The sequence below is a fragment of the Chlorobium ferrooxidans DSM 13031 genome, from assembly GCF_000168715.1.
Classification (GTDB): domain Bacteria; phylum Bacteroidota; class Chlorobiia; order Chlorobiales; family Chlorobiaceae; genus Chlorobium; species Chlorobium ferrooxidans.
Genome location: NZ_AASE01000004.1, coordinates 27,801 through 54,717 on the forward strand (window position 1 = coordinate 27,801; position 26,917 = coordinate 54,717).

Below are 26,917 nucleotides of genomic sequence, written 5' to 3' on the forward strand. Positions count from 1 at the left end.
CGCGGATTCATAATGCTGCATTATTGTTGGTAATGTTGTTTATAGGTTATAGAGATATGTAGGATAACAGGTAAAACGACAGAGCGATGAAATACCGTGTGGAAAAGGATACTCTGGGCGAGGTGAGGGTTCCGGCGGATCGGTACTGGGGGGCCCAGACCCAGCGGTCGCTGGAGAATTTCAGGATCGGGCCTCCGGGTTCGATGCCGAAGGCGGTTATTGAGGCGTTCGGTTATCTGAAAAAAGCTTCGGCAATTGCCAACTGTGAGCTTGGTGTGCTCGATGTGGAGAAGATGAACGTCATTGCCATGGTGTGCGACGAGATCATTACCGGGGAGCTTGACGACCACTTTCCTCTCGTGATCTGGCAGACCGGATCGGGTACCCAGACCAACATGAATGTCAACGAGGTGATTGCCAACCGTGCCCATATTCTTTCCGGCAAACGACTCGGGGAGGGGAAGCGGCTGCTTAAACCCAATGACGATGTCAACCTCTCGCACTCATCCAACGACGCTTTCCCGACGGCGATGAACATTGCGGCCTACGGCATGATCGGCCGGAAAACCATTCCGGGCATGCAGCAGCTCCGCCATGAGCTTTCGGTGCTTTCGGAAGCCACCATGGATATTGTCAAAACCGGCCGCACGCACTTAATGGATGCGACGCCGATAACGCTCGGACAGGAGTTTTCGGGCTATGTTTCCCAGCTTGATCATGCGCTTGCCGCCATCAGCAATACCATGCCGCATCTGACCGAGCTTGCGCTTGGCGGAACGGCGGTGGGAACCGGGCTTAATGCTCCGGAAGGGTATGCCAAAAAAGTGGCCCGGACCATTGCCCAGCTTACAGGACACCCCTTTGTGAGTGCGGAGAACAAATTTGAGGCTACAGCCGCACACGATGCTCTGGTTGAAACCCATGCGGCTTTGAAACAGGCGGCGGTCAGCCTGATGAAAATTGCCAATGATATCCGACTGCTTGCCTCCGGTCCCCGCTGTGGCATCGGCGAGATTCGCCTCCCGTCAAACGAACCGGGCTCGTCGATTATGCCGGGCAAGGTCAATCCTACGCAGGCGGAGGCGCTCACCATGGTTTGCGCACAGGTTATAGGCAATGATGTTACGCTTTCCGTTGGAGGCATGCAGGGTCATCTTGAGCTCAATGTGTTCGGGCCGGTCATGATTGCCAACATCCTGCAGTCGGCTGAACTGCTTGGGGATGCCTCTCTCTCCTTTGCCTTCAACTGTGTCAGGGGGATTGAGCCGGAGCAGGAGCGCATTACGGCTCATCTGGAGCGCTCGCTCATGCTTGCAACCGCCCTGAATCCGCATATCGGTTATGAGAGGGCGGCTGAAATTGTGAAGCGAGCGGCTGACTCGGCCATAACGCTGCGCGAAGCCGCAGTGCTGTCAGGATATCTTACAGCGGAGGAGTTTGACCGGTGGGTTGATCCAGGGAAAATGATCGGTTGACAGGTGCTCATGGCAAGAAACAGTGGCACATTTCATGAATATGTTGAAATATGGCGGAATGTGTTGAAAAGTGTTGATTTCCTTGAACTTCAAGCTGTAAGCGTTAACATGGTGATGTTCCTGTTTTGATTGCAGTTAAATATTATGTTATTGTAAAATAATAAGTTGATATTACCGTTTTTCTGCGGGCCGCGTCAGTTGCGGCTTTTGGGGCCCGGTGAAAGATGCGTAATCAATTGTGGACAGATTGTTGATAACCTATGGGCCCCTCTATTTATTTGTTCCGAAACCCGGTTACTGCGTTGGATGGTGCTCCGAAAAGAGATCAAGGACTATAGAGACTTCAGGGACCGCAAGGACGAAGAGAAAAATCAGGGCAACCACAAGGGATTGCCCCTGCACCATTTCGTGTAATTTCGTTTGTTTCGTGGTTCAAAAATCATCAAACCGCTCATGACAATTTATAGAGGTGCCCTTATCTGAAAAAGAAGCAGAAATGTATCTTTTTACGGCTTCTTCCTGTGATATGGTGGAAAAGTGATATATTGGCGACTGTTTTGTTTTCAAAACCAATTTCCCGTTAACCTATGTTGTCACTGCCGATCGAAGAGCTCAGGAGAAGAGCCGGGAGGATAAAGCTGGTGCTCTCTGATAATGACGGCGTGCTTACCGATAACGGGGTCTATTATTCGGAGCGGGGGGAGGAGATGAAGCGCTACTCAATCCGGGACGGCATGGGGGTTGAGCGGCTCAGGGCTGAAGGCATCGAGACCGGAATTATGACCGGTGAGCTTTCACCGAGCATTAAAAAACGGGCAGAGAAACTTGCGATCAGGAACCTTTATCTCGGCATCAAGGACAAGGTTGCGATGCTTGATACCGTGCAGGCGGAAACAGGGTTTGCACTCTGTGAAATTGCCTATATTGGTGACGATGTAAACGATATCGGGATCATGCATGTTATTGCTCCGGAAGGGCTGACGGCCTGCCCCCAGGACGGTACGCTTTTTGTAGAGCCCTGTGTTCACTATCGAGCCAAAGCTGATGGAGGTCACGGAGCATTCAGGGATTTTGCCGAGTGGCTGATTGATCTCAGAGTCTCCTGATTCTGACCGGTTACAGCCGAAGGATAGAACGTATTTACCAGTAAAGAGAGCATATTTTTATAACTGCGATTCCCGTGCATTCGCTTAAAGGCAACGGCAAGGCTCGTTTTATCATATCATTTATTACTTGTTTATGGCAGAATTAACGATAGGAAACAGAAAAGTAGGGGACGGCCATCCTGTATTTGTTATCGCTGAAATCGGTATCAATCACAACGGTTCGATGGAGGTTGCCAAAAAGCTGATTGAGGGTGCTGCTCTTGCCGGATGTGACGCAGTGAAGTTCCAGAAGCGTACACCCGAGCTCTGTGTTCCGAAAGATCAGCGCGATATTGAGCGTGATACCCCCTGGGGCCGCATGAAGTATATCGACTATCGCTACAAGGTTGAGTTCGGGCGCGATGAGTACCTTGAAATTGACCGTTACTGCCGTGAGAAGGGGATTTCATGGTTTGCATCCTGCTGGGATGAGGATTCGGTTGATTTTATGGAGCAGTTCAATCCGCCCTGTTACAAGGGAGCTTCAGCTTCGCTGACCGACCTCGGGTTGCTGAAAAAAACCAAGGCAACCGGACGGCCGCTTGCCATCTCAACCGGCATGTCAACCATGGAAGAGGTTGAAACGGCCATTACAGAGCTTGGACGTGACAATCTGATGATTGCCCACACCAATTCGACCTACCCCTGCCCGATTGATGAGCTGAATCTCCGGATGATCACGACCTATAAATCGCTCTTCCCTGAAGTGCCTATCGGCTACTCCGGTCATGAGGTCGGGCTCTCCACCACCTGGGCGGCGGTGGCCCTCGGTGCGGCTTTTGTAGAGCGCCATGTTACGCTTGACCGGGCCATGTGGGGCTCTGATCAGGCCGCCTCGGTTGAGATATCGGGTATGTCGCGGCTGGTTTCAAACATTCGCGATATTGAAAAAGCCCTCGGTGACGGAGTGAAGCGTGTCTATGAGGGAGAAGCTGCGGCTCGCAAAAAGTTACGCCGCTCCTGAAATCGGGAAAGTAAAGCATAAAAAAAGCCGGAATAAACCAGTTCCGGCTTTTTTTATGCATGCTTATTCAGTGTATATATCTGTTACCCGGCCATCACTATTAATTGTTCCGGGTGCTTGTTATATTTATTTTCCTCCCTTAAATTTACCCGTCGTTTATCCGGTCTGTTTTTTCAGCCGGGGAGTGCGCAGTTCTGCTGCCGTGCGACACTGAAATATGCTAACATCTATCCGGAATTTCCGGAACACAAGTCAAAAAAAACAACGTAAAGCAATCATGAGCAAGAAGAGCAAAAACGATACCGCACCTGTACAGGAGTTTGAATACAAGGCTGAGATGAAGCAGCTTCTGGATCTTATTGTCCATTCACTCTATACCCACCCTGAAATTTTTCTCCGGGAGCTGATCTCCAATGGTTCCGACGCCCTGAGCAAGGTGCGTTTCAATGCCCTGACCGATCAGGATATTCTTGACAAGGAGTCAGAGCTCGCCATCCGTCTCTCTATCGATTCCAAAGAGCTGACCTTCGCCATTGAAGACAGCGGTGTCGGCATGACGGAGGAGGAGCTGATTGCCAATCTCGGCACGGTGGCCAAGTCGGGCACGCTCGGTTTTATGCAGTCGCTCAAAGAGCAGCAGAAAGAGCTTGACGGCAATCTTATCGGCCAGTTCGGTGTAGGGTTCTATTCGGTATTTATGGTAACCGAAGAGGTAACGGTTGAAACCCGCAGTGCAAGGCCTGATTCACAAGCCTACCGGTGGCGTTCAAGCGGCCAGGGAACCTATACGATTGAAAAAATCGAGAGGGCTCAGCGGGGCACAAAAATCTCCTTCAAGCTGAAAGAGGATTACAAGGAGTTTGCCGAGGAGTACCGTGTTGAGCAGATTGTCAAAAAGTACTCCAACTTTGTTGATTTTCCGATCTATCTGGCTGACAAGCAGCTGAACAGCATCACCGCCCTCTGGCAGCGTTCAAAAAATGAGCTGAAGGATGAAGAGGTCAACGAGTTCTACAAGTTCATTGCCAATGACTACAAGGATCCGCTTGACTATCTGCCGATCTCTGTTGAGGGTATGGTCAGCTTCAAGTCCCTGCTCTTTTTGCCCTCCGAGGCTCCGCCCGAGCTGCTCTACCGTCAGGGCGAGCTTGAGAACCGCGGGCCCCAGCTCTATGTGAAGAAGGTACTGATCCAGAATGAGTGCCGCGATCTGCTGCCGGAGTACCTGCGCTTTATCTCCGGCGTGGTCGATACCGAAGATCTTTCGCTTAATGTTTCAAGAGAGGTTGTGCAGTCAAGCCCGGTGATGGCCAAAATCCGTCAGATTCTTACCAGCAAGATTCTCGGCTGGTTTGAAACACTGGCCCAGGAGCAGCCTGAAAAGTTCAGAACCTTTTACAAGGCGTTCGGCCCGATTATCAAAATCGGTCTGAATACGGACTTTACCAATCGCGAAAAGCTTATTGAGCTGCTGCGATTCGAGAGCACAAAAACCGCTGATGACAGCTACGTGACCCTCAAGGAGTACACGGAAAGAATGGGCAGCGAACAGAAAGAGATCTACTACCTTTCCGGGGCGAGCCGCAGTCAACTGCTTGCCCACCCTAATCTTGAATACTTCCAGGAGAAGGGGATAGAGGTGCTGCTGCTCACCGATCCGGTTGACGTTTTTGTTATCCCCTCAATTCATGAGTATGACAAAAAGCCCCTGAAATCGCTTGAAAAAGCCGATATTGACTTTTCAAAAGAGAAGAAGGATGACAAAGAGCCGCTTGCCGACAATCTGCTTGCGCCGGTGCTCCAGCTCTTCCGTGATACGCTTGGCGAGAGTGTCGAGGATGTTATCGAATCCCACCGTCTGGTCAGCTCTCCGGTTACGCTGGTAAGCGGAAAGGACGGGCTTGACAGCCAGATGGAGAAGATGATGAAGATGATGCAGGGCGGGATAAACATGCCTGCCGGAAAGAGGATTCTTGAGGTGAACACCGCTCATCCCATTATCCGTAATATTTCCGGTATGATTATCGCAAACGCCGGGAATCCGCTGATCAAAACGGCAATTCGACAGCTCTATGAAGGTGCGCTGCTTGTTGAGGGAAGTCTTGACTCGACAACAGACTTTTTATCGAGAATGAATGAACTGATAGAGGCGGCAACGCTCTCAAGGTAAGCGGCATTACAAACTTTTAACCAGTTACTTTGTGAAAAAGGGAAGGGAGTTCGAGGCACGGGCTGCGGCGGTTTTTCAGAAAAACGAGATAACCGAGCACTACATCTACAAGAATCTTTCCGACAAGGTGGGCGGGGTCAAGAACCGGCGCATCCTTTGCCAGATTGCCGACGATGAGATGCGTCACTACAATGTCTGGAAGAGCTATACCGGCAGAGAGATAGCTCCCGGACGCTTCAAGGTCTGGTTCTACTCGTTTGTCAGCATGCTCTTCGGTTTCACCTTTGGTCTGAAGCTGATGGAAAAGGGGGAGCACCGGGCGCATGATACCTACAGCCGGATTCCGGGTTCATTCAAGGAGATCAACGGGATTGTCCGTGACGAGGAGGAGCATGAACAGGCGCTTATTTCACTTCTCGATGAAGATCGCCTTAAATATACCGGTGCGATTGTCTTTGGTCTCAATGATGCCCTTGTTGAACTGATGGGTGTGCTTGCCGGTTTGACCTTTGCCCTGCAGAATACCACGCTTGTTGCGTTGACGGCGGCCATTACCGGCTTTGCCGCAGCCCTCTCCATGGCTGCATCAGGGTATCTGGCAACCAAGTCGGATCCGGGTGGTAAAAATCCTTTTCTTGCCGCCTTCTACACCGGAATTGCCTATGTCATTACGGTGCTTCTGCTGATTCTGCCCTATCTCTTCCTTGAGGACCTGTATATCTGCCTCGGGCTGTCATTTTTTGCGGCAATCTGCATCATCGGGTTTTTCAACTACTATATCTCCGTGGTGCGTGATGAGCCATTCAAGAGCCGTTTCCTTGAGATGATCGGGTTGAGTTTCAGCGTGGCCGCACTGAGTTTCCTTGCGGGGTATGCGATACGGTACGCATTCGGGGTTGTCATCTAACTACCAGTCACTTTCCCCTGTTTCTTTTTTCCATGCCGCAGCACAATGCTTTTTTGTGCTGCGGCTTTTTGCATTTAGCCAAATGCATCTGCCTTGTGACATTTTGTCATCCCGAATCCCTCCCGAATAATAGATGAGAGATCTCCCGGGGCTGAGAGATCTCTCCCTGCGGTCGAGATGACACCTCCATATCATCCATTCAGCTTCTCAGCAGTCGCAACTGCCCGGCAAAGGCTGCAATATCTGTCACCTGAGAGCTATCTATCGATATACTCACGGCCTCTTCTTCTGCACTGAGCGGCTCCATTGAGGCAAGCTGCGCTTTGAGTACAGCACTGTCCGCTTCAGAGGGATCACTCCCTTCACGGAATCGTTTCTGCACCCGCTCAAAGAGCAGCGTTTCCGGAGCATGAACATGAAGAATCCTGAACGGGGTGTTTCGAAGAGCAGCAAGCTCCATGAACGCCTTGCGTCGTTCTCTCTTCAGGAAGGTGGCATCAACCACAACCGCAATACCTTCACTGATGCAGAGTTCCGCAAGTTCAAGGAGGCGCGTGTATGTTGCCCGGCTGATCTCATCGGTGTAGATTGATAGAGTACCCTCCTGTTTGCTTCTCTGAAGGGGCTTGAGGCCGGCAATCCTTTTTCGTTCAACATCTGAACGCAGATGGATTGCAGGTATTTCCGGAGCGAGAGCGGTGAGTAGATGGCTTTTTCCGCTGCCGGATACGCCGAACGTTATGCAGAGCAGGGGGCTCTTTTTCAGGGTGTAGGTTTCGGCAAGTTCAAGGTATGAGCGGTGCTCTTCGAGGCTTTTTGCTGCCGCTGCAGGATCGGCTGTCTGGCTGTAACGGATTGCCGTTACTTTTGCCCTCACCATTGCCCGGTACATGGCATAAAAGCGCAGCAGCGGCAGGGCGCAGTAATCGCCGGTTTCAGCCAGATAGCCGTTGAGAAGCCGCCATGCCAGTGCAGTAAGACCGGCATGTTCAAGATCCATAAAGAGAAAGGCGAGGTCACTGATGACGTCAATAATGCTGAGCATGTCGCTGAACTCGATGCAGTCAAAAATAAGGATCTGTTCACGCCAGAGTACCATGTTTCCGGTATGCATGTCGCCATGGCACTGGCGGATAGAGCCGTTACGTTTTCGATCCAGAAAGAGCTGATGGCGCGCTTGATGTTCCTGAAGACTCCAGGCCTTGAGGATTTCAATCCGCTCTTTTTCTCCGGTCACATCAAGCACCGGCTCCATATGCAGAAAATTGTGCAGTACCGGTTTGATCACATTCTCCGGAAGTCCGAATCCGCTTTCAGGCGGAGCGGGAGCGAGACCCTCATGGAAACGGGCAATCAGGAGCGAGAGTGTGTCAATATGCTCACCGCGAAGTTTTCCGGCCGCCATCATCCGGTCGAGCTCCATGGTACGGTCAAAGCGTACCATTTTGACAGCGTAATCGATAATTTCGCCTTCACCTTTTTCATCTTCATCAAACAGCAGATGCTCTCCATACCGGATAATCGGCACAACCGAAAGGTAAATTTCAGGACAGAGCCTCCGGTTCAGGCGCAGCTCCTCACGGCAGCAGTGAAGGCGTTTTTCGAGGGTTGAGAAATCCAGAAATCCGAGATCGACAGGCTTTTTTACCTTGAAGGCGAAGGTGCCGGTGATGAAAACCCAGGAGATATGGGTTTCAACTACCTCGATGGTACCGGGTTCATGGTTGTACGCATCCGGATGACTCAGTGCTTCTCTCAGCGATTCCATATTGGGTGGAGTTAAGATTTGCCTCGAAAGTCGCGAACAGTCCATGCAATATAGTCCGGTTGACAGAAAAGGTGAGCAGGCAAATTAACCTGAAAAATCAATGAATGAAAGCTGCTCAATCCTCTTTGGTTATGCTTGAAGATGCTCATGGATTAAGAAAAAAAATGTACATTAAAATTTTGCTGGAAGGATATGGGACCTCTTATTATCACGGGTTAAAATTACCTTTATGATCCATCTCTCCAAGATTCTCTGTCCGGCTGATTATTCTGCCACTTCGGACAATGCCGTTCGCTATGCAATTGAATTTGCCCGGAAGGTTGGTGCTCATGTCAGGATTCTGCATATCGTAACTCCGCAGGCTCCCTGCGTGAAGGTGCCGGAAGGAGATGCACCGGAGTGCCTTATACCGGAAGAGGATGATGCTATCCCTGAAAATATTTCAACGCTTCTGATGGCGGAGATAAAAAAGGGATTGAGTGCCGATATACGCATTCTCAGGGGAGAGGCATCCAAAGTGATCAGTGAACAGGCTCAGGCATGGGGTGCGGACCTCATAATTATGGGCTCCCATGGCCGAAGCGGTTTGCAACGCCTTATGATGGGCAGTGTGGCTGAAGATGTTTTCCGTTCCTCTGATATTCCGGTTCTTCTGGTAAAAAAGAGCGCTGCTGACAAAGTTATTGCCGAGTGATGTACATCTGAACATCGCATCTCTCTTCTTCATCCCTGATATGTTGTGGTCGCAATAGTTGTAATCCCGACGAGCCGTGGGCTGATGTATATGTTTTACTATAAATTCTTGTAAATAATAGCTTTATAAAAGTCTATGAAAAACTTCAGGGAGTCCATACTTACGCTTATTACTGAAACTTCGGCTAATCTGCCGAGTGATGTGCGTTGTGCAATTTCAAGAGCAATTGATCAGGAAGATCCCGCTTCCCAGGCAGGTCTTGCCATGTCTACCATATCGGTTAACATTGATATGGCTGTTGACAATATTTCGCCGATATGCCAGGATACCGGTATGCCGACCTTTTTTATTCATACTCCTCGCGGTGTTGATCAGCTTCAGATGAAAAAGGAGATAGAGGAGGCCATCGCTGAAGCGTCCAGATCCGGCAAGCTTCGCCCGAATGCCGTGGATGCCTTTACGGGAAAAAACTCCGGCAATAATCTCGGTGATCATTTTCCGGTGATCCATTTTGAACCATGGGAGAAGAGTGAGATAGAGGTAAAGCTGATTCTCAAGGGTGGCGGCTGTGAGAACAAAAATATTCAGTATTCGCTCCCGATGGAGATTCCCGGGCTTGGCAGTGCTTCACGTGACCTTGAAGGTGTACGCAAATGTTTGCTGCATGCGGTTTATCAGGCACAGGGCCAGGGGTGCAGCCCGGGGTTTATTGGCGTAGGTATTGGAGGTGACCGTACCAGCGGTTTTGAACTGGCAAAAAAGCAGCTCTTCCGTCGTATTGACGATCATAACCCCGACAGTGAGCTCGACCTGCTTGAGCAGGATATTCTCCGGAAAGCCAATACGATGGAGATCGGCCCCATGGGGTTCGGCGGCAAGACCACGCTGCTTGGCTGTAAAATCGGCAAGTCACACCGTGTTCCTGCAAGTTTTTATGTTTCGGTGGCCTATAACTGCTGGGCATACCGCAGGCTGGGCGTGCTGCTTGACGCGGAAACCGGCTCTATTGTCCACTGGCAGTACCGTGACAGCGATGAGATCAAGAGGATGGCAAGGGGTGAAGGTATTCCTCTTACCGGCAGGGAGGTTGTTCTCCAGGCTCCGGTAACGGAAGAGCAGATCCGCAGCCTCAAGGTGGGTGATATGGTGCTTATCAACGGCGAAATGCATACGGGCCGCGATGCCTTCCATCACTATATCATGCATCACGACCTTCCCGAACATCTTGACACCAATGGGGGAGTGCTCTTTCACTGCGGGCCGGTTGTGCTGAAAAATGCAGACGGCAGTTACCGCGTTACAGCCGCCGGGCCGACCACTTCAAGCCGTGAGGAGCCCTATCAGGCGGATGTGATCAAAAAACTCGGTCTGCGGGCGATCATCGGTAAAGGGGGCATGGGTCCCAAAACGCTCAAGGGGTTGCAGGATCACGGTGCAGTCTATCTGAACGCGATCGGCGGTGCAGCCCAGTACTATGCCCGATGCATTGAAAAGGTGACCGGTGTTGATTTTCTTGAGGAGATGGGTGTGCCCGAAGCGATGTGGCATTTGCAGGTAAATGCCTTTCCGGCAATTGTGACCATGGATTCGCACGGTAACAGCCTGCACAGCCGGATTGATGAGGAGTCGCTAAGTCGCCTTGGCAAATTTGCCACAGAGAGTCACTGAGTACTCCGGCAATTGCGGCAGGGCTGTTTAAGAAACGTTTTAACCGTGGAGTTTCTCTCCTGCCTGTTCGGAGGTGAGGATTACCAGGGCATTACCAATAATTGAAGAATTTAACTGAGAGGACGGAGTATATGAAAAAAATAAGGTTTATGGACGTCTCCTTTCGTGACGGGTTTCAGTCATGTTTTGGTGCAAGGGTCAAGACCGAGGATTTTCTGCCTGCACTGGAAGCCGCCGTTCATGCCGGAACCGATAACTTTGAAATAGGCGGCGGTGCCCGCTTTCAGAGCCTTTACTTCTACTGTGAGGAGGATGCCTTTACCATGATGGATTCCGCCCGCGAGATTGTCGGGCCGGATATCAATCTTCAGACCCTCTCACGCGGTGCCAATGTCGTCGGTCTGGTTTCACAGTCACGTGACATTATCGATCTCCATGCAAAACTCTTCAAAAAACATGGGATCACCACCATCCGCAATTTTGATGCGCTGATGGATATCCGCAACCTTGCCTACTCCGGCCAGTGTATCCATGATGCCGGGCTGAAGCACCAGGTTGTTGTGGCCATGATGGGTCTGCCTCCAGGGCTGCACGAGACCTATTGTCACACTCCCCAGTTCTATCTCGACAAGCTGAAGGAGATTCTTGATGCCGATATTCCCTACGACAGCGTTGCCTTCAAGGATGCTTCCGGCACCACAACTCCTGCTGTGGTACATGAGACCATCAAGGGGGCACGCAAGATGCTGCCCGAAGGGACCATCATCCAGTTTCATACCCACGATACGGCAGGAATGGGTGTGGCCTGCAACTTTGCCGCCATCACCGGCGGAGCCGACATTATTGATCTCTCCATGGCTCCGGTGAGCGGAGGAACAGCGGAGGTTGATATTCTCACTATGTGGCAGCGGCTTCGCGGTACCGAATATACCCTTGACATCGATCATGAAAAATATCTTGAGGTCGAGGCGCTCTTTATCGATCAGATGTACAAATACTACATGCCGCCCGAAGCGACAGCGGTCAATCCCGTGATCTCCTTTTCACCCATGCCCGGCGGAGCCCTTACGGCAAACACCCAGATGATGCGCGACAACAACACGCTTCACCTGCTGCCGGATGTGATCAAGAACATGCGTGAAGTGGTTGTCAAAGGCGGTTTCGGCGCATCGGTAACTCCGGTTTCACAGTTCTATGTTCAACAGGCATTTGCCAATACCATTCAGGGTGACTGGAAAAAGATCACCGATGGATATGGCAAGATGGTGCTCGGCTACTTTGGCCGCACCCCGTCGGCCCCTGATCCCGAAGTGGTCAGGCTTGCCTCCGAACAGCTCGGTCTTGTGCCGACAACGGAGGATGTGCACGACATCAACGACCGTAACCCCGAGCTTGGCATCGAGTATAACCGTTCGCTGCTTCAGAAAGCCCATATTCCGCAGACTGACGAGAACATCTTTATCGCGGCCACCTGCGGAGCCAAGGGTATCGCCTTCCTTCAGGGCGATTGCTCAACCGGTATCCGCTACAAGGCCGATATTGCGGTTGAAATCAAGGCAAAAACCAAGGCAGAGGTTGTTGCCGCTTACCACGAAGCGCACAAGCACGATATCCATCAGAAGGAGGTTACCCACCGCCTTGAGGAGCTTTTCTCCAAGCCAGTTCCTGTAGAAGCTGCTCCGGCAGCTTCCGCTGCACCGAAAGTTATCTCCATGGCCGGCAACTTTACCGTCTTTGTTGATGGCTCTCCCTTTAATGTGACTTTTGCCGAAGGTTCATCCATCAACCCCCAGGGAACACCGCAAACGTCAGCTCCAGCGGTTGCTGCAGCACCTGCCGCACCGGCAGTAGCCGCTGGCACCCCGGTACTTGCAGTCATGCCAGGCAACGTCTTCTCGATTTCCGTCAAGGTTGGAGATGATGTGAAGGAGGGCGAAGAGGTGGCCGTCCTTGAAGCCATGAAAATGGAAAATCCGGTCAAGGCCCCCTGCGCAGGGAAAATTCTCTCCATCACGGTCGCCAAGGGTGATACTATTGGCATGGGAGAGATTATGATGACCATCGGATAGCCTAAATATGAATCTACTTCGCAGACGACAAAACCCCCTGAGATCGGGGGTTTTGTCGTTAAAAGGGGAGAGGGGTGATGCGTTACTTTCTGAGAATAACTTCACACTCGGGATGGAGCTCTATGAAGCGTTCGAGTTCGTCGCGGGGGATGTTGCCGGGCGAAAGCTCTATTTTTTCAAGGTTCTGAAGCTGCATCAGGGGATCGATGGACGAAACGAGCGTGTTTGAGATGTCAAGCTCCTCAAGGTAGGTCAGCTCTTCAAGCGCTTCGATGGTCATGACATGGGTGTTTGCCAGGCTCAGTTCACGAAGACCGGCAAGTGAACGCAGCGGCTCGATATTTTCGATGGCTGTTTTGTTACAGCGGAGATATTCGAGGTTGCTGAGCCCGGAGAGTGGCGACAGGTCGGTAACGTAGGAGCTGTTGATGCCAAGTTCGATGAGGTTTTCAAGATGTCTGAGCGGCGCAAGGGAGGAGATCCCGGTTTTGTAACAGCTCAGCTTTTCAAGCTTGAAAAGCTTTTTCAGAGGCGAAAGGTCATTGATCGGTGTTTCGGAACAGTAGAGCTCTTCAAGATTGGAGAGCTTGCTGACCGGTTCAAGCGTCGTGATCTGTGTGCTTGAAATCCAGAGCAGTTTGAGGCTTGTCAGGTTGCGAAGGGGATCAAGTGACGAGAAGTCACAGTCGAAAGCATAGAGGCGCTGCAGTTTCTCAAGATGAGCCAGCGGTTCAAGATCTGAAACAGGTGACTCATCGCATCGGAGCTGCTGAAGTTTTTCAAGCATCCTGACAGGCAGGAGGTCGTGAATTCTCCGGTTGTCACAGCGAAGGTGTGTGGTTTCAAGAAAATCAAGCAGCTCCTGATCGGAAGGTTCACGGACAACTTTCAGAGTGGTTTTGATGATCTCTTTCCACTCATCAGTCATGGTCTGCCACCACTTTTTACGGGCACTGCTCTCACGGAGCAGCTCTGCCCTTGAGATGGTGCGAAGGTATTCAATCTCATCAGACTGGCAATACAGATGCCGTCCATTATCCTTTGGAGGCTGTTCAACCGGCGGACCAGCTGGATGGTTTGGACTGCAATTGAGTTTTTCGGTAAGGCAACGGGTATACCATTCAGCCTTTTTCTCCTCTATATGCTGACGGTGAATTTCCTGTGATTGCTCGTCAAGTGAGGTTATATCTTCAAGTATATCATTTCCGCATCGGGGACATACTGCACTTTGCACTGTGAGCGGATAACTGCAAACCGGGCACTGATTATAGGTGTTTTGCTCCAAAATTATACGGCATCTTGCGTTGATTAAGAGAAAGGGTGGAATATTATTAAATAATAAGAAAAAAAGCGTTACCGCCATACAGGATGAGAAAATTCATGCAGGTATTTTACGCTTTATTTCACCTCACCTTACCGGCCTGACGAGGAATAAACTAATTGCCTTTAACCGGTGTTCTTTGTTTATTAAAGTAAATATGTTTATTGGCGAAAACTGAGCAGATGTTCAGTGATGTAATAGTCCTCAATAAAGGATGTCTACCGGGAGGAGCCATTTATGAATAACCCTGCGTTAACGCCGGGAAACGTTGCCGGAACGGTACCGGACAAACTGCTCACGCTTTCGGGTGATGAGTGGCTGTTGAGGCGAAAAGGGTTTCGAAAATCCGAAAAAAGTATCCAGGTCAACGAGACCCTTCTGACCATTGGAAACGGTTATCTCAATATCAGGGGAAGTCTTGAGGAGCTTCCGCCGGGACATTCCGGTGGCATGTATCTGAATGGCATCTTTGATAAATCGGAGGCCGATGTTGAAGAACTGGTCAAATGTCCGATGTGGACCGATCTGTCGATATGGGTTGAGGGTCAGAAATTCTGTCTTTCAAGCTGCAAGGCGCTTCATCACGAGCAGACTCTTGATCTGAAAAAAGGGACCCTGCACCGCAGTACCACCTTCAGGGATCCTGCCGGGAAGCTCATCACCCTCGAAACGGTTCGCCTTGTCTTTATGCATGACATGCATCTGGGATATATGCAGGTCAAAATAACTCCCCGCAATTTTTCCGGACCGATCCGGGTGTTGACCGGCCTGAACGGAGATGTCTGCAACAGGGGGTTTTTCCCTCGCGAAATGCTCAAGCATCTTCAGCTTGAAAGAATTGAGCGGGGCAGGGTTTTTATGTATCTCGAGATGAAAACCCGTGAGAGGGGTATACGGATTTCGGAGGCGGCTTCATGGCGTCTGGTTTCGCCCTCTTTCCACAATCTGAAGTGGGAGCCGAGAATTTACGGAGAGAAGTTTACCAGCGAAATCACTATCGAGGCCAAAAAAGGGGAGAGCTATATCTTTGAAAAGCTGGCGGTTGTCACCACGAGCAGGGAGATAAAGCCGGATGAGATGTTCAAAGGTTCGATCTGCAAGCTTAAAGCGTTTGTCCGCAGTGGTGCCGAGCGTGAAATAACGGCACATCTTGCGGCATGGAGTGAGAAGTGGAAGCAGGCTGATGTCGTTATCAGGGGTGACGAAGAGGCTCAGCATGCATTACGCTACAATATCTACCAACTGCTTATCAACGGCCCGGTTCGCCCGGCCGGTATCGGGGCGAAATTCCTCAGTTCCGAGGGCTACCTCGGACATGTTTTCTGGGATACCGAAATATTCATTCTTCCGTTTTATATCTACAATTTTCCGGAAATTGCCCGGAACATGCTTCTCTACCGCTATAATACACTTGGCGGAGCAAGGGAAAATGCCCGGAAAATGGGCTATAAAGGGGCAAAATATGCATGGGAGTCGGCAGTTACCGGAGAGGATGTTACGCCGAGATTTGCCTCAAAGCTTGAGAAGACCATCAGGCTCATCTACACCGGGACCGAGGAGGATCATATTGTTTCCGACGTCATATACGGCGTGGAAAAGTATTTCCGGGTCACCGGCGATGTAAGTTTTCTGATCGATTACGGGCTTGAAATGGTTTTTCTGACAGCCCGCTTCTGGGCTTCGCGTGTTGTCAAAATCGGTGAGCAGTATGAGATCCACTGTGTTATAGGCCCTGATGAGTTTCATGAGCATGTCAATAACAATGCCTATACCAATTTTATTGTCAAATGGCATCTTCGTCTTGCTGCGATGCTCTACAAGTATATGGTACGCAATGACGCAGGGATGCTCCGGAACATTTCGTCGAAAATAGAGCTGGCGGGTGAGGAGGTGGAGTCCTGGATGGATATCAGTCGCAATCTCAAGTTCTCCTATAACGCTGAAACAAAGATCTATGAACAGTTTGATGGTTACTTTTCACTCAGGGATTATGTGATTACCGATTTTGACCGCAAGGGTCATCCGGTGCTTCCCCGTGGCGTACATTACCGCAATATTCAGTCAACAAGGCTTATCAAGCAGGCTGATGTCATGAGCATGATGCTGCTCTTTCCTCATGCATTCAGCGATGAGGATAAAATGGCCAATTATGACTATTACGAGCGGCGTACCGTGCATAAATCCTCACTGAGTCACTGTATCCATGCCATGATGGGTCTTACTACCGGCAGGCGCACACGCGCTTACAGCTATTTTATGAAGACCGCTCTCTTCGACCTTGAGAACCTCCATGAGAACAGTGCGCTTGGTATTCATGCTGCTGCGGTTGGTGGTACCTGGCAGACGGCAATCTACGGGTTCGGAGGGTTTTCGATAAAGTCCGATCGTCTGGTGCTCAAACCGTGGCTTCCGAAAAAATGGGAAAGCCTTTCGTTTACTGTACGGTGGGGAGAGCGGGCGGTTGACGTTACGGTTTATCATGAGAGGGTGGAGGTGATGATCCGATCCGCAGAAGAGAGTCCGGTACCTTTGAGCCTCTACCGGAAAACCTACAAAATAGAGGTTAACCGTTTAACTGTGCTGCCTTATTGCTCTTCCTGAAAGAGCGGTGGATCACGCCGAATTGTTTATACCCATCGACTCTCTGCAGGATGAAGGAGAGAGCGGCTGAGATACCGAAAAAATTGCTATTTTCATCTTCACAAGCTCCCCGGCAGGCGGAGTGCTCTGTCCGCTCTTTTCCCTGGCTATCATCAAACCCTGAAGGTCTTTATCGTTATGGATTTTGTTCATTTGCATGCTCATACGCACTATTCAATGCAGAGCAGTCCGATTTTTCCGGGTGAACTTTTTTCCGCAGCGGCAGGGTTCGGCATGAAGAGTGTAGCGGTTACTGATTATTGCGCTATTTTCAATATGCCGGAGCTTTTCTATGAAGCAAAAAATGCCGGTATCAAGCTTATTATCGGCAGTGAACTCCTCCTGCTTGAATCCGATACACACCAGCACAGCCGCATCCCCACGTCACCCTCCCTTGTCCTTCTTGTCCAGAACGATACCGGGTATCGCAATCTCTGTATTCTGCTCTCACGGGCGGCAAAAGACGGCTTTGTCAACGGTATGCCGCATATTGAGAGCCGTCTGCTTGAACACTATCATGACGGGCTGGTCTGTTTATCCGCATACAGTTCGGGACGTATAGGAAGGGCTCTGCTGGCCGGTGCGATTGATGAAGCGGAAACATTTGCAGCCTACTACCAGGAGATTTTCGGTGATAACTTCTATCTCGAATTGCAGCAACACCAGGCACCGTTTGATGAAAAGCTCAACCGGGAGACCATAGCGCTTGCCGAAAAATTATCGATTGAACTTGTTGCCACCAACAATGTTCACTATCTCGAAAGAAAGGATGCCGGCTGTTACCGGGCTATGGTTGCCAACCGAACCAAGGAGAAGCTCTCCAGTCAGAACCTCCAGGCACTGGCTGGTTCTGATCACTATCTGAAGTCTTCAGATGAGATGAGTCGTCTTTTCAGTGATGAGCATCGTGAGCTGAGCAACTCACTGCTGATTGCAGAAAAATGTACCTACACCTTCTGCCAGAAAGAGCCGGTTCTGCCGCATTTTCCTCTGCCGGAGGGGTTTCAGGACGAGTTTACCTATCTCAGCCATCTGACATGGGAGGGTGCAAAGGAGAAATATGCTGATTCGGAAGCCGAAGGGATCTCAAAGGAGGAGGTGAAGTCGCGCATAGAGCTTGAACTTGGCGTGATTGAAAAAATGGGGTTCAGCTCCTACTTTCTCATTGTCAGTGATCTGATTGCAGCTTCCCGTACCCTCGGCTATTCGGTAGGGCCCGGACGCGGATCAGCGGCAGGAAGTATTGTGGCCTACCTTACCGGTATTACAAGAATTGATCCCCTGCGCTACAAGCTGCTCTTCGAGCGGTTTCTGAATCCTGAGCGCTCTTCGATGCCCGATATCGATATTGACTTTACTCCGGTGGGCAAGCAGAAGGTTCTTGAATACACGGTTGAAAAATATGGTACCGAGAGTGTTGCCAAAGTGATTGCGATCGGTACGCTTGGAGCCAAAGCGGCGATACGTGATGCAGGCAGGGTGCTGGAGGTTCCGCTACCGCTGGTAGACAAACTGGCTAAACTTGTTCCGACCAAACCGGGTATTACGCTTGAAAAGGCGTTGCATGAAAGCAATGAGCTGAAGCAGTTTTCTGAAAGTTCACCGGAAATCCGGGAGCTTGTACGTTATGCCCGTGCTCTTGAGGGCAGAGCCCGCAACGTCTCCATGCATGCCGGTGCGGTCGTTATTACATCCGGTCCTCTCGAAGAGCAGGTTCCTCTCTATGTTTCAAACAAGATCGAAACCGAGGTTCGCAAATTCGCTGATGAGATCGATCTTGACGAACCCGGTCCGGGCAGCATGAAGGGTTCCGACGGGGTTGACGAAAAGCAGCTCGTTACGCAGTTTGACAAAAACTGGATCGAAACGGCGGGACTGCTCAAGATTGATTATCTCGGCCTCGAAACCCTTGCCGTTATTGATGAAACGCTTCGCATGATCAAGCGGCGTTACGATCTTGATATTGAGCTTGAGAAAGTTCCCATGAACGATCGCAAGACCTTCAAGATTTTCCAGGAGGGCAAGATGGCCGGCATTTTCCAGTTTGAGTCATCGGGGATGCAGAGCTATATGACCCGACTGCAGCCAACCCAGATCGGTGATATCATAGCCATGAGTGCCCTCTACCGGCCGGGTGCACTTAACGCACGGATCGATGAGAAGCGCAATGCTGTCGATCTTTTTGTTGACCGCAAGCATGGGCGCGAAGCGATTGACTACATGCACCCGATGCTTGAAGAGATTCTCAAGGAGACCTATGGTGTTATTGTCTATCAGGAGCAGGTGATGCAGATCTCCCAGGTGATGGGAGGATTCTCTCTGGCCAAGGCGGATAATCTCCGCAAGGCTATGGGGAAAAAGATGCCCGAGATCATGGAGAAGTACAAGGCGGATTTTGTTCAGGGAGCGATTGCGCAGGGTGTGCATGATACCCTGGCCACAAGGGTGTTCGAGCTGATGGCCGAGTTTGCCGGATACGGATTCAATAAAAGTCACTCTGCGGCTTACGGGGTTCTGGCATACTGGACCGGGTACCTGAAAGCTCACTACACCATTGAGTTTATGACCGCAGTGCTGAACAGCGAAATTGGCGATACCGAGCGGATGAAACACCTGACCGATGAGGCCAAGAGCTTTGGTATTTCAACCCTGCCGCCTTCGATCAATAAAAGTGATGCCCTCTTTTCTGTTGAAGATTCCGACGATGGCCGATCATGCTCCATTCGGGTAGGGCTGAGCGCTATCAAGCAGGTGGGCGGTGCCGCACGGGCGGTTGTTACCTCAAAACTTCGCCGGAAGCGGGACTTTCAGAACCTCTTTGACCTGGCAGCCTCGGTCGATCTTCGGGTCATGAACCGCAAGGCGCTTGAGTGCCTTATCCTTGCCGGTGCCTTTGATGAGATTGACCAGCATCGGGCACGGCTGATTGCCAATGTGGACAAGGCTATCAAGTTCGGCCAGATGCAGAACCGCTCGGTAACGCTGGGCCAGTGCGGCTTTTTTACCGCTGAAGAGGGAGCTCTGCTTGAAGAGGAGCACTATCCTGATATGGATCAGGCCGAACCGATGGCGGAAGCAGAAAAACTGCTGCATGAGAAGAAACTTGTGGGATTTTATCTCAGCCATCATCCCCTTTCACCCTACCGTCGCGACTGGCAGGCTTTTACGACGCTTCAGCTCAATGCAAAGGAGATTATTGCAGCCAAGCAGTACAAGGTTATCGGGGTCATTGTATCGGTAAAGCCCTATCAGGACAGGAAAGGCAAGCAGATGCTCTTCGGCACCATTGAGGACTTTACCGGAAAGGCGGATTTTACCGTTTTTGCCAGCGTTTTTGAGCAGTACGGGCATCTGATAAAACCCGAAGAGGTACTGATGCTGATTGCCGAAGGAGAGGTGAGCGGCGGTATGCTCAAACTGCTTGTCAGGGAGGTTGTGCCGATTAAAAAGGTGAGAAACTCCCTTGTTAAAAAAATTGTTCTGAAAATTGATGCCGATGACCTGTTTCAGCTTGAACGGCTGGCGGGAGTCAAAAAAGTATTTGAAGCACATAAAGGGGGCACTCCGGTTGAATTCGAAGTGAATGCGCAGTCGGGAGATAATATTGAGATGATAACGGTTTTTGCCCGCAATACCCCTGTCGAGGCCTCCGAGAGCACCATTGAAGAGCTTGAGAAGATTCTTGGACCGGACAATGTCAGGATTTCGGGGTAGAGAAATTTGTTTTTTTTATTACTTTCATCACTTATCGGCTCTCTTGCAGAAACGTTTCCAGTATTACTAATTCAAACCGGGACACAAAATAAAATGAGCGGAAAATATCTTGTAGCAACAGACCAGAATTTCCAGGCCGAGATTCTTGATTCATCGAAAGTGGCTCTTGTTGATTTCTGGGCTGCATGGTGCGGACCATGCATGATGCTTGGCCCGGTTATAGAAGAACTTGCCGGTGATTATGAGGGAAAGGCGGTCATTGCAAAACTCAATGTTGATGAGAACCCTGCCACCGCTGCCAAGTATGGCATCAGAAGCATCCCGAGCCTTTTGATCTTCAAGAACGGTCAGGTTGTTGACCAGTTGCTTGGAGCGGTACCGAAAAACCAGATTGCCAAAAAAATCGACGATCAGCTCGTCTGATTTCCACTGAAGCATCAGGGAACAGGAAAGCCTCTCTCTCTATCGGGAAAGAGGCTTTTTTTATGCAGTTATTTCCCGTATTCCGTGACCAGATCAAGCGTGACGTTTTCGAGCAGGCTTTTCCAGTCGCCAAAGTGTTGTTGACGGTAGAGTCTGGCTGAAGTGTACCACGGAGAATCCGCTCTGTCAAGCAGCCATCGCCAGTTCGGCGTATAGGGCAGGAGTATCCAGACCGTTTTGCCCAATGCGCCGGCAATATGGGCGACACTGGTGTCGATGGTGATGACGATATCCATCAGTTCAGAGAGTGCCGCTGTATCGCTGAAATCCTTCAGCTCATGACCAAGGTGCACGATATCGGTGCAGGAGTTGAGCGCATCCCTGTCGCTCTCCTCTATCTCCTTTTGCAGACTGACATAGTGAAAGCCTTCAGGGAGCTGCTCAATCAGCAGGGAGAGCGCAATATTGCGGTTGTGGTCGAGTTTCACCGCAGTGCTCCATACCAGTCCGACACGGGGAGCGCTCTTCTCTCCGAGCCGCGCTCTCCAGTATTCGAGTTTAAGCGGATCGTTTTTGATGTAGCCGCAGGCATCGGGAATGGAGTCCAACGCTGTTTTGAAGGCCAGCGGCAAGCTGAGCAGGGGAGTGTGATAATCAAACCGGGGCAACGGATCACCCTGCTGAACAGCCTGCGTAACACCCTCCAGATGGTTGAGTAACCCGTAGAGCGGTTGAGGCAGTTCCAGAATTACCCGGGCCCCAGATTCAGCAACCAACCGGGTGTAACGGGAGAACTGAATGGTATCGCCCAATCCCTGTTCGCTGTGCAAAAGAATGGTTTTTCCTTCAAGAGACTCCTTTCCAAGCCAGAGTGGCCGGTCAAAGTCACGTTTCGGGGAGCTGAATCTGCTATACCGCCAGCGCCACTCATAGAGCTCCCAGCCGGATTGGAAGTTGCCCTTGAGGAGCAGGGCGAGTGCCCTGTTCAGCCATGCGTCGGCAAAGTCCGCTCTCAATGCAATCGCCTGCTCAAAGCTGTTGAGCGCTTCGTCGAACCGGTTGAGCTGCTGGAGGGCAAGGCCGCGATTCGAGAGAGCTTCAGCATAGTCCTCTTTAAGGGCTATTGCCCGGTCATAGCTGTCGAGAGCCTCCTCAAACCGGTTGAGCTCCTGCAGGGTATTTCCACGATTGGAGAGCGCTTCGGGAAAAGCCGGTTTGAGGGTTATGGCTTTGTCAAAGCTTGCAAGAGCAAGTGTAAACTTTTTCAGTTCATGGAGAGCCAGACCTCGATTCGAGTAAGCTTCGGGGTACTCCGGTTTACGTGCAATGGCATTGTTATAGCTCTCTACAGCTGCGTCCAGCAGCCCGAGTTCTTTAAGAGCTATGCCGCGGTTACTGTAGAAGGTTGCGTTGTCCGGAGAGAGCACAATAGCCCTGCCAATCAGATCTGCAGCCCTCTGATGCTCTCTTGACTGGAGCGCTGCCACCCCTGACAAATGAAGTGCATCAACGTGTTTTGGTGAAACCGCCAGAATCTGCTCGTAAAGCACCTTTGCCTGTGCGATTTTGCTTTGCTGATGCAGCGTTAACGCCTGCCGGAATGTTAGATCAAGTTGTGCAGCCGTGAGGATGTTTGACGGGTGGGATGAAGCAAGCCGGGTAGAAGCGGTGATCAGATCTGCGCTGAGCTGTTGCAATACCCCCTCCCAATCTCCTGTTCTCTCCTGCCTGTAGAGCTTTGCAGAATCATACCATGGAGAGTCCGTTCGATCAAGTAGCCAGCGCCAGTCAGGAGCGAATGGCAGAACTATCCAGACCGTTTTGCCCAAAGCACCGGCCAGATGCGCCACACAGGTATCAATGCTGATGATGATATCCATCAGCTCACAGAGGGCCGCTGTATCGCTGAAATCAAGCAGATCGTCGCCAAAATGCACTATCTCCGGATGAGCAAGCAGTGTTTCCCTGTCAGGCTCTCTGACCTCTTTTTGGAGACTTACATAGTGAAATCCTGATGGGAGACACTGCAATAGTGATGAGAGGGGGATGCTCCGGTTTTGGTATGGCTCTGTGTTTCCACTCCAAGCCAGACCGATACAGGGTTTGGTTTGGTTACCTAACCTGAGATTCCAGTGCGCTACCTTGCCGGGATCGCTTTTCAGGTAGTGTTGCGGGGAAGGAATGGTCTCTAACTCAGTCCTGAATGCCAGAGGCAAGCTCGGCAACGGACAGTGAAAGTCGAAATGTGGTAATGGAGATCCGGGTATGCCGGTTTCAGAGACCCCGTCAATCTCCCTGATTAAACCGATGAGCGACAGAGGAACATCCATGATGACCCGTGCCCCAAGATCAGCAACGGATTTGGCGTACCGGGAGAACTGGATTGTATCGCCCAACCCCTGTTCACTGTGGAGCAGTATGGTTTTTCCTTTCAGAGACTCTGTGCCAAGCCAAAGGGGTTGCGAAAAGTGGCGATTCGGGGAGGGGTACTTCTCGTTTTTCCAGCGATACTCAAAAAGCTCGAAACCCTCTTTGAAGTTGCCCTTGAGGAGCAGGGTGATTGCTTTGTTAACCCGGGGAGCAACGAGGTCAGGCTGAAGTTTGATCGCATGCCCAAAGCTTGCAAGCGCGGCATCCAATTCATTTCGATCCTTAAGCACAAGACCCCGGTTAGCATAAGCTTCCGCATAATCCGGTTTGAGCGCAATGGCCTGATCAAAGCTTGCAAGAGCATCGCCAAACTGATTCAGGTGATGGAGTATATTTCCTTTATAGTAGTATGCTTTGGCTAAGTCATATTTAAGATCAAGAGCCTTGTCAAAACTTGCAAGAGCTGCCTTGAACTCGCCCTGATCATAGAGCACCATGCCCTGATTTACGTACGCATCGGCAAAGTCCGGCTTGAGCGCTATGGCCTGGTCAAAGCTTGCAAGCGCTGCATCAAGCTGCCTGAGTTCATAGAGTGCGTTTCCTCTGTTGTTGTAGAAGGCCGAATGGCGGGGATAGATATCTATGGCTTTTCCGAACAGATCAACAGCTTTACGGTGATCTTTTTTCTGCAAAGCAATAACCCCAAGCATGTGCAGTGAGTCTGCCTGCTTTGGCTGTATTGTCAGAATCTCATTGTAAAGCGTTTCTGCCTGAGCAAGTTCTCCCTGTTGATGAAACGATAACGCACTTTTGAATTTTGCTTTTACTTGCGCTGAATCGCTTGAACTTGTTCGGGGCATATGCATGATTATTTAGCATGACTTGATCGATTGCGCATAAAAAAAGCCCCCGGCTTACAGGATAAAGTGTTATACCTGACCCTACAAGGTGAGAGCTTAAGGAGAAAAGATAAGCGGTTTGGGGTTAAAAAAGAACCATATCACGGGAATTCACCCAGCAGAAGCACTCTTTTTAGGGTAGATTAGGGGACGTAAGTGACAGAGGTAATTAATACTACAGTTTCTATTTTTTTAACAAGGATAACCTGTTGTTTGTGAACCCATAATGAAGAGTTCGCAATGCCAGGAAGAGGGAGACTGGACGCGCCGTGGTCTCTTTTTTTGCACGATCGCGTCTCATACGAGGCGCGTCCACTCTACTCTTTACTAACTTTTTTTAACTCGGCAGGGCAGGAACACTATAACAGTTTGGTTTTGTTGTCAAGGCGCCTTCAATCGTGTTTTTCATCCCAGTGGTAGCGGTGCATTATCCGGTGCACAACCGGTGCGAGCATGATGCTCATCACGGCGATAAAGACCAGCCCGGCATAGAGTGCGTAGCAACCGGCGAAGAGCTTACCTTCAGGAGAGAGTCCCTCGGTTTTTACCGGCCCCATTCCTCCAAGCAGCATTGATGAGTTCAGAAATGCGTCGAGCAGCCCCATCTGTTCGGTTGCCATGTATCCTGCGATACCGATAAGAAGTGAAAAGGCGACAATGCAGAGAGCCACTGCTCCATGCAGCATGATCCTGAGTGCAAATCTGGCGGAGGGGATGGGTCTGGTATGGTGGGGTTCGTACATGATGTATTACATGGGTGCCCGTAATTATTGACTATACAGTTTTTTTGCAAAATACGGGAATTCTGGCGTAAATGCATTGGTTCTTCACATTCAGGGAGAAAAGAGAAAGTGCGAGGTTGCAGATTACTCTGAAATGGTTGTTTTACTTTTAGCTTCGTTACCACTTTTGAGCATTTGGTGCTACATTACGGTACGTATTTCAATACAGAATAACCAAACAGGGAGAGTGCCATGTCCATCAGCTCAAATCTACAGTTGGCATCTGATGCCATTGAGGATGCAAAGAAGAGGTTGAACCGGGCAAAGGATGATGTGGATGATGATTATGAAATCCGCCAGGCCCTTAAAATACTTGATGAAGCCTCTTCATACATACGAATTGCTACTGTTGAACTTTCGAAATAGAGGGATGTGCTGACCTTATGATTGACGCGCTTTTATTTGACAATGACGGGCTTCTGCTTGACACCGAATCGGTTTTTTTTGAGCTGACGCGTACTCACTTTGCCGGTTACGGTATTGTATTGACCGAAGAGTACTGGGCGGAGGAGTACCTTGGCAACGCCAAGAGAAGTTTCGAGATTGCAGCTGACCTTGGAATGGATCATGCTCTTGTCGGGCCGCTGATCGAGAGGCGCAACCGGGAGTACCGGGAGCTGATCGGAAAGGATATGCCGGTAAGGCCGGATGTCCTTGAAACCCTTCAGGCGTTGACCGGAAGGGTAAAGCTTGCCATGGTGACGGGAAGCCCGCGTGACCAGATCTATATGATGCACCGTGAAAGCGGGCTGCTGGACTTTTTTGAAGTGATAGTGACCGAGGATGAGGTAGAGCATCCAAAACCCCATCCAGAACCCTATCTCCTGGCTCTTGATGCGCTCGGGGTCGCTTCCGGAGAGGCTCTGGCTGTCGAGGATTCACTGCGGGGCTTTGCATCTGCCCATGCGGCTGGTATTGCCTGTGTGGTAGTGCCGAACAGCCTCACCAGACTTCAGCGGTTTGAACGCGCTTTTGCCGTCGAGGAGAGCATTGCCGGAGTGCTTAAACATGTTGTTTTTCGTTGTGACCGGACAGAACCCTTTTCCACTTATAGTTTATGACCGATATGAATGCTCAGCAGCCTTTTGATTTTCAGTGCGATGTGATTGAACAGAGCCATGATATTCCTGTTCTGGTTGATTTCTGGGCAGAGGTTTGTGCGCCCTGTCATATGCTGACGCCGGTGCTTGAGAAGCTTGCCCTGGAGAGTGAAGGGCGCTGGAAACTGGTCAAGATCAATACGGATGACCATCCCGATATCGCTTCAACCTGCCACGTCAGGGGGATTCCCACAGTCCAGCTCTTTATCAAGGGCGAGGTGACCGGCGAGTTTTCGGGAGCCATTCCGGAACAGCGGATCAGGGAGTGGCTCAAACAGTCACTGCCGGGTCTTTACGATAAAGAGATTACCCTGGCCGCCGAACTGGTTGAGCAGGGCAAACCTGCCATGGCAGTTTCGCTCCTTGAGGGAGTGCTGCACAAGGAGGCGGATAATCTTCTGGCAAGAGCGCTGCTCGTAAGGCTTCGGCTCTTTGTGCAGCCCGAAGAGGCGCTTCGCCTGAGTGCTTCGCTTGAGAGCGAACCGCAGTATGCAGCACTGGCAGAGACCGTAAGGGTGCTTGCCCGGCTCTGTATGATCAGTAAGGAGACCCTTCCTGATGACGGTGTTCGTGATGACTATTTTGCGGCTGTTGAAGAGCTGAAGCAGCAGCATTTTGATGCGGCACTCGCCGGCTTTATCGAGGTGATTGTGCAGAACCGCTCGTACGATGACGATGGATCACGCAAGGCCTGTATTGCTATTTTCCGCTATCTTGGAGAGGCTGATGAGGTGACGAGGAAGTACAGGAAATTATTTGACCGCTCATTTTAGGGGCATCGCTATAAATTTGTTGCGCGATTCGATCA

General features: G+C 50.6%; 19 protein-coding genes. 14 read left to right on the top strand and 5 right to left on the bottom strand.

Translation table 11 applies throughout. The features are described 5' to 3' along the window. Positions 1 to 86: 86 nt before the first annotated feature. The 5 genes from fumC to CFERDRAFT_RS03510 all read left to right on the top strand — a co-directional run bounded on the left by fumC (position 87) and on the right by CFERDRAFT_RS03510 (position 6,661). Positions 87 to 1,475: a class II fumarate hydratase gene (gene fumC / locus CFERDRAFT_RS03490; RefSeq protein ID WP_006365825.1), complete on the top strand. Its 1,389-nt coding sequence runs from the start codon at positions 87 to 89 to the stop codon at positions 1,473 to 1,475. 587 nt (positions 1,476 to 2,062) lie between these two features. After that, positions 2,063 to 2,581, top strand: a complete 519-nt coding sequence (locus tag CFERDRAFT_RS03495) for a KdsC family phosphatase (protein ID WP_006365826.1) — start codon at positions 2,063 to 2,065, stop codon at positions 2,579 to 2,581. 133 nt (positions 2,582 to 2,714) lie between these two features. Further along, a complete protein-coding gene (locus CFERDRAFT_RS03500; RefSeq protein WP_006365827.1) occupies positions 2,715 to 3,584 on the top strand; it encodes an N-acetylneuraminate synthase family protein in 870 nt (289 codons plus the stop codon). Between the two features lie 277 nt (positions 3,585 to 3,861). Next, complete coding sequence (gene htpG / locus CFERDRAFT_RS03505; RefSeq protein WP_040433047.1) at positions 3,862 to 5,754, top strand: molecular chaperone HtpG; 1,893 nt, start codon at positions 3,862 to 3,864, stop codon at positions 5,752 to 5,754. 31 nt (positions 5,755 to 5,785) lie between these two features. Beyond that, positions 5,786 to 6,661: a VIT1/CCC1 transporter family protein gene (locus CFERDRAFT_RS03510; RefSeq protein WP_006365829.1), complete on the top strand. Its 876-nt coding sequence runs from the start codon at positions 5,786 to 5,788 to the stop codon at positions 6,659 to 6,661. Between the two features lie 199 nt (positions 6,662 to 6,860). Here the strand turns inward: CFERDRAFT_RS03510 and CFERDRAFT_RS03515 are convergent, their stop codons facing one another. After that, on the bottom strand, positions 6,861 to 8,429 hold the full coding sequence (locus CFERDRAFT_RS03515) for a bifunctional aminoglycoside phosphotransferase/ATP-binding protein (protein ID WP_040433049.1): 1,569 nt from the start codon (positions 8,427 to 8,429) through the stop codon (positions 6,861 to 6,863). Between the two features lie 229 nt (positions 8,430 to 8,658). Here CFERDRAFT_RS03515 and CFERDRAFT_RS03520 point away from each other — a divergent pair, with 229 nt between their 5' ends. From CFERDRAFT_RS03520 to CFERDRAFT_RS03530, 3 genes are all read left to right on the top strand, one after another. Beyond that, positions 8,659 to 9,123: a universal stress protein gene (locus CFERDRAFT_RS03520; protein WP_006365831.1), complete on the top strand. Its 465-nt coding sequence runs from the start codon at positions 8,659 to 8,661 to the stop codon at positions 9,121 to 9,123. A gap of 135 nt (positions 9,124 to 9,258) precedes the next feature. Further along, positions 9,259 to 10,791, top strand: coding sequence for a fumarate hydratase (locus CFERDRAFT_RS03525; RefSeq protein WP_006365832.1), 1,533 nt, complete (start codon positions 9,259 to 9,261; stop codon positions 10,789 to 10,791). A 131-nt stretch (positions 10,792 to 10,922) separates the two neighbouring features. Further along, entirely contained in the window at positions 10,923 to 12,860 is a 1,938-nt protein-coding gene (locus tag CFERDRAFT_RS03530; RefSeq protein WP_006365833.1) for a biotin/lipoyl-containing protein, read from the top strand. A gap of 82 nt (positions 12,861 to 12,942) precedes the next feature. On the opposite strand, the gene CFERDRAFT_RS03535 is transcribed toward CFERDRAFT_RS03530, so the two are convergent. After that, entirely contained in the window at positions 12,943 to 14,145 is a 1,203-nt protein-coding gene (locus CFERDRAFT_RS03535) for a leucine-rich repeat domain-containing protein (RefSeq protein WP_040433051.1), read from the bottom strand. Between the two features lie 273 nt (positions 14,146 to 14,418). Here CFERDRAFT_RS03535 and CFERDRAFT_RS03540 point away from each other — a divergent pair, with 273 nt between their 5' ends. Beyond that, entirely contained in the window at positions 14,419 to 16,782 is a 2,364-nt protein-coding gene (locus tag CFERDRAFT_RS03540; RefSeq protein WP_006365835.1) for a glycoside hydrolase family 65 protein, read from the top strand. A gap of 12 nt (positions 16,783 to 16,794) precedes the next feature. On the opposite strand, the gene CFERDRAFT_RS12435 is transcribed toward CFERDRAFT_RS03540, so the two are convergent. Then, complete coding sequence (locus CFERDRAFT_RS12435) at positions 16,795 to 16,980, bottom strand: hypothetical protein (RefSeq protein ID WP_198002394.1); 186 nt, start codon at positions 16,978 to 16,980, stop codon at positions 16,795 to 16,797. Here CFERDRAFT_RS12435 and CFERDRAFT_RS03545 point away from each other — a divergent pair. Together CFERDRAFT_RS03545 and trxA are read left to right on the top strand one after the other, a co-directional pair. Beyond that, on the top strand, positions 16,960 to 20,535 hold the full coding sequence (locus tag CFERDRAFT_RS03545; protein WP_006365836.1) for a DNA polymerase III subunit alpha: 3,576 nt from the start codon (positions 16,960 to 16,962) through the stop codon (positions 20,533 to 20,535). The two genes, CFERDRAFT_RS12435 and CFERDRAFT_RS03545, sit on opposite strands and share 21 nt — an antisense overlap. A gap of 93 nt (positions 20,536 to 20,628) precedes the next feature. Next, positions 20,629 to 20,958 (top strand): thioredoxin, encoded by a 330-nt coding sequence (gene trxA / locus CFERDRAFT_RS03550; RefSeq protein WP_006365837.1) that lies wholly within the window; start codon positions 20,629 to 20,631, stop codon positions 20,956 to 20,958. Between the two features lie 68 nt (positions 20,959 to 21,026). Here the strand turns inward: trxA and CFERDRAFT_RS11650 are convergent, their stop codons facing one another. Both CFERDRAFT_RS11650 and CFERDRAFT_RS03560 read right to left on the bottom strand, forming a co-directional pair. After that, positions 21,027 to 24,188 carry a tetratricopeptide repeat protein gene (locus CFERDRAFT_RS11650; RefSeq protein ID WP_198002389.1) on the bottom strand — a complete coding sequence of 1,054 codons (3,162 nt, stop codon included), beginning with the start codon at positions 24,186 to 24,188 and terminating at the stop codon, positions 21,027 to 21,029. 431 nt (positions 24,189 to 24,619) lie between these two features. Continuing rightward, complete coding sequence (locus CFERDRAFT_RS03560) at positions 24,620 to 24,970, bottom strand: hypothetical protein (RefSeq protein ID WP_006365839.1); 351 nt, start codon at positions 24,968 to 24,970, stop codon at positions 24,620 to 24,622. Between the two features lie 231 nt (positions 24,971 to 25,201). Between CFERDRAFT_RS03560 and CFERDRAFT_RS12440 the strand changes: the two genes are divergently transcribed. Genes CFERDRAFT_RS12440 through CFERDRAFT_RS03570 form a run of 3 tightly spaced genes read left to right on the top strand, consistent with a single transcriptional unit; the run spans position 25,202 to position 26,882 of the window. Further along, positions 25,202 to 25,375: a hypothetical protein gene (locus tag CFERDRAFT_RS12440; RefSeq protein ID WP_006365840.1), complete on the top strand. Its 174-nt coding sequence runs from the start codon at positions 25,202 to 25,204 to the stop codon at positions 25,373 to 25,375. A gap of 17 nt (positions 25,376 to 25,392) precedes the next feature. Next, a complete protein-coding gene (locus CFERDRAFT_RS03565; protein ID WP_006365841.1) occupies positions 25,393 to 26,070 on the top strand; it encodes an HAD family hydrolase in 678 nt (225 codons plus the stop codon). Positions 26,071 to 26,075: 5 nt separating this feature from the next. Next, a complete protein-coding gene (locus tag CFERDRAFT_RS03570) occupies positions 26,076 to 26,882 on the top strand; it encodes a tetratricopeptide repeat protein (protein WP_040433087.1) in 807 nt (268 codons plus the stop codon). Positions 26,883 to 26,917: the final 35 nt, after the last annotated feature.

Coding starts and splice junctions, on each gene's coding strand:
- CFERDRAFT_RS03495 (WP_006365826.1), top strand. CDS start 2,063: ATGTTGTCACTGCCGATCGAAGAGCTCAGGAGAAGAGCCGGGAGGATA.
- CFERDRAFT_RS12440 (WP_006365840.1), top strand. CDS start 25,202: ATGTCCATCAGCTCAAATCTACAGTTGGCATCTGATGCCATTGAGGAT.
- CFERDRAFT_RS03520 (WP_006365831.1), top strand. CDS start 8,659: ATGATCCATCTCTCCAAGATTCTCTGTCCGGCTGATTATTCTGCCACT.
- CFERDRAFT_RS03565 (WP_006365841.1), top strand. CDS start 25,393: ATGATTGACGCGCTTTTATTTGACAATGACGGGCTTCTGCTTGACACC.
- CFERDRAFT_RS03545 (WP_006365836.1), top strand. CDS start 16,960: ATGGATTTTGTTCATTTGCATGCTCATACGCACTATTCAATGCAGAGC.
- CFERDRAFT_RS03560 (WP_006365839.1), bottom strand. CDS start 24,970: ATGTACGAACCCCACCATACCAGACCCATCCCCTCCGCCAGATTTGCA.
- CFERDRAFT_RS03500 (WP_006365827.1), top strand. CDS start 2,715: ATGGCAGAATTAACGATAGGAAACAGAAAAGTAGGGGACGGCCATCCT.
- CFERDRAFT_RS03570 (WP_040433087.1), top strand. CDS start 26,076: ATGAATGCTCAGCAGCCTTTTGATTTTCAGTGCGATGTGATTGAACAG.
- htpG (WP_040433047.1), top strand. CDS start 3,862: ATGAGCAAGAAGAGCAAAAACGATACCGCACCTGTACAGGAGTTTGAA.
- CFERDRAFT_RS03515 (WP_040433049.1), bottom strand. CDS start 8,429: ATGGAATCGCTGAGAGAAGCACTGAGTCATCCGGATGCGTACAACCAT.
- fumC (WP_006365825.1), top strand. CDS start 87: ATGAAATACCGTGTGGAAAAGGATACTCTGGGCGAGGTGAGGGTTCCG.
- CFERDRAFT_RS03525 (WP_006365832.1), top strand. CDS start 9,259: ATGAAAAACTTCAGGGAGTCCATACTTACGCTTATTACTGAAACTTCG.
- CFERDRAFT_RS03540 (WP_006365835.1), top strand. CDS start 14,419: ATGAATAACCCTGCGTTAACGCCGGGAAACGTTGCCGGAACGGTACCG.
- trxA (WP_006365837.1), top strand. CDS start 20,629: ATGAGCGGAAAATATCTTGTAGCAACAGACCAGAATTTCCAGGCCGAG.
- CFERDRAFT_RS03530 (WP_006365833.1), top strand. CDS start 10,923: ATGAAAAAAATAAGGTTTATGGACGTCTCCTTTCGTGACGGGTTTCAG.
- CFERDRAFT_RS11650 (WP_198002389.1), bottom strand. CDS start 24,188: ATGCCCCGAACAAGTTCAAGCGATTCAGCGCAAGTAAAAGCAAAATTC.
- CFERDRAFT_RS12435 (WP_198002394.1), bottom strand. CDS start 16,980: ATGCAAATGAACAAAATCCATAACGATAAAGACCTTCAGGGTTTGATG.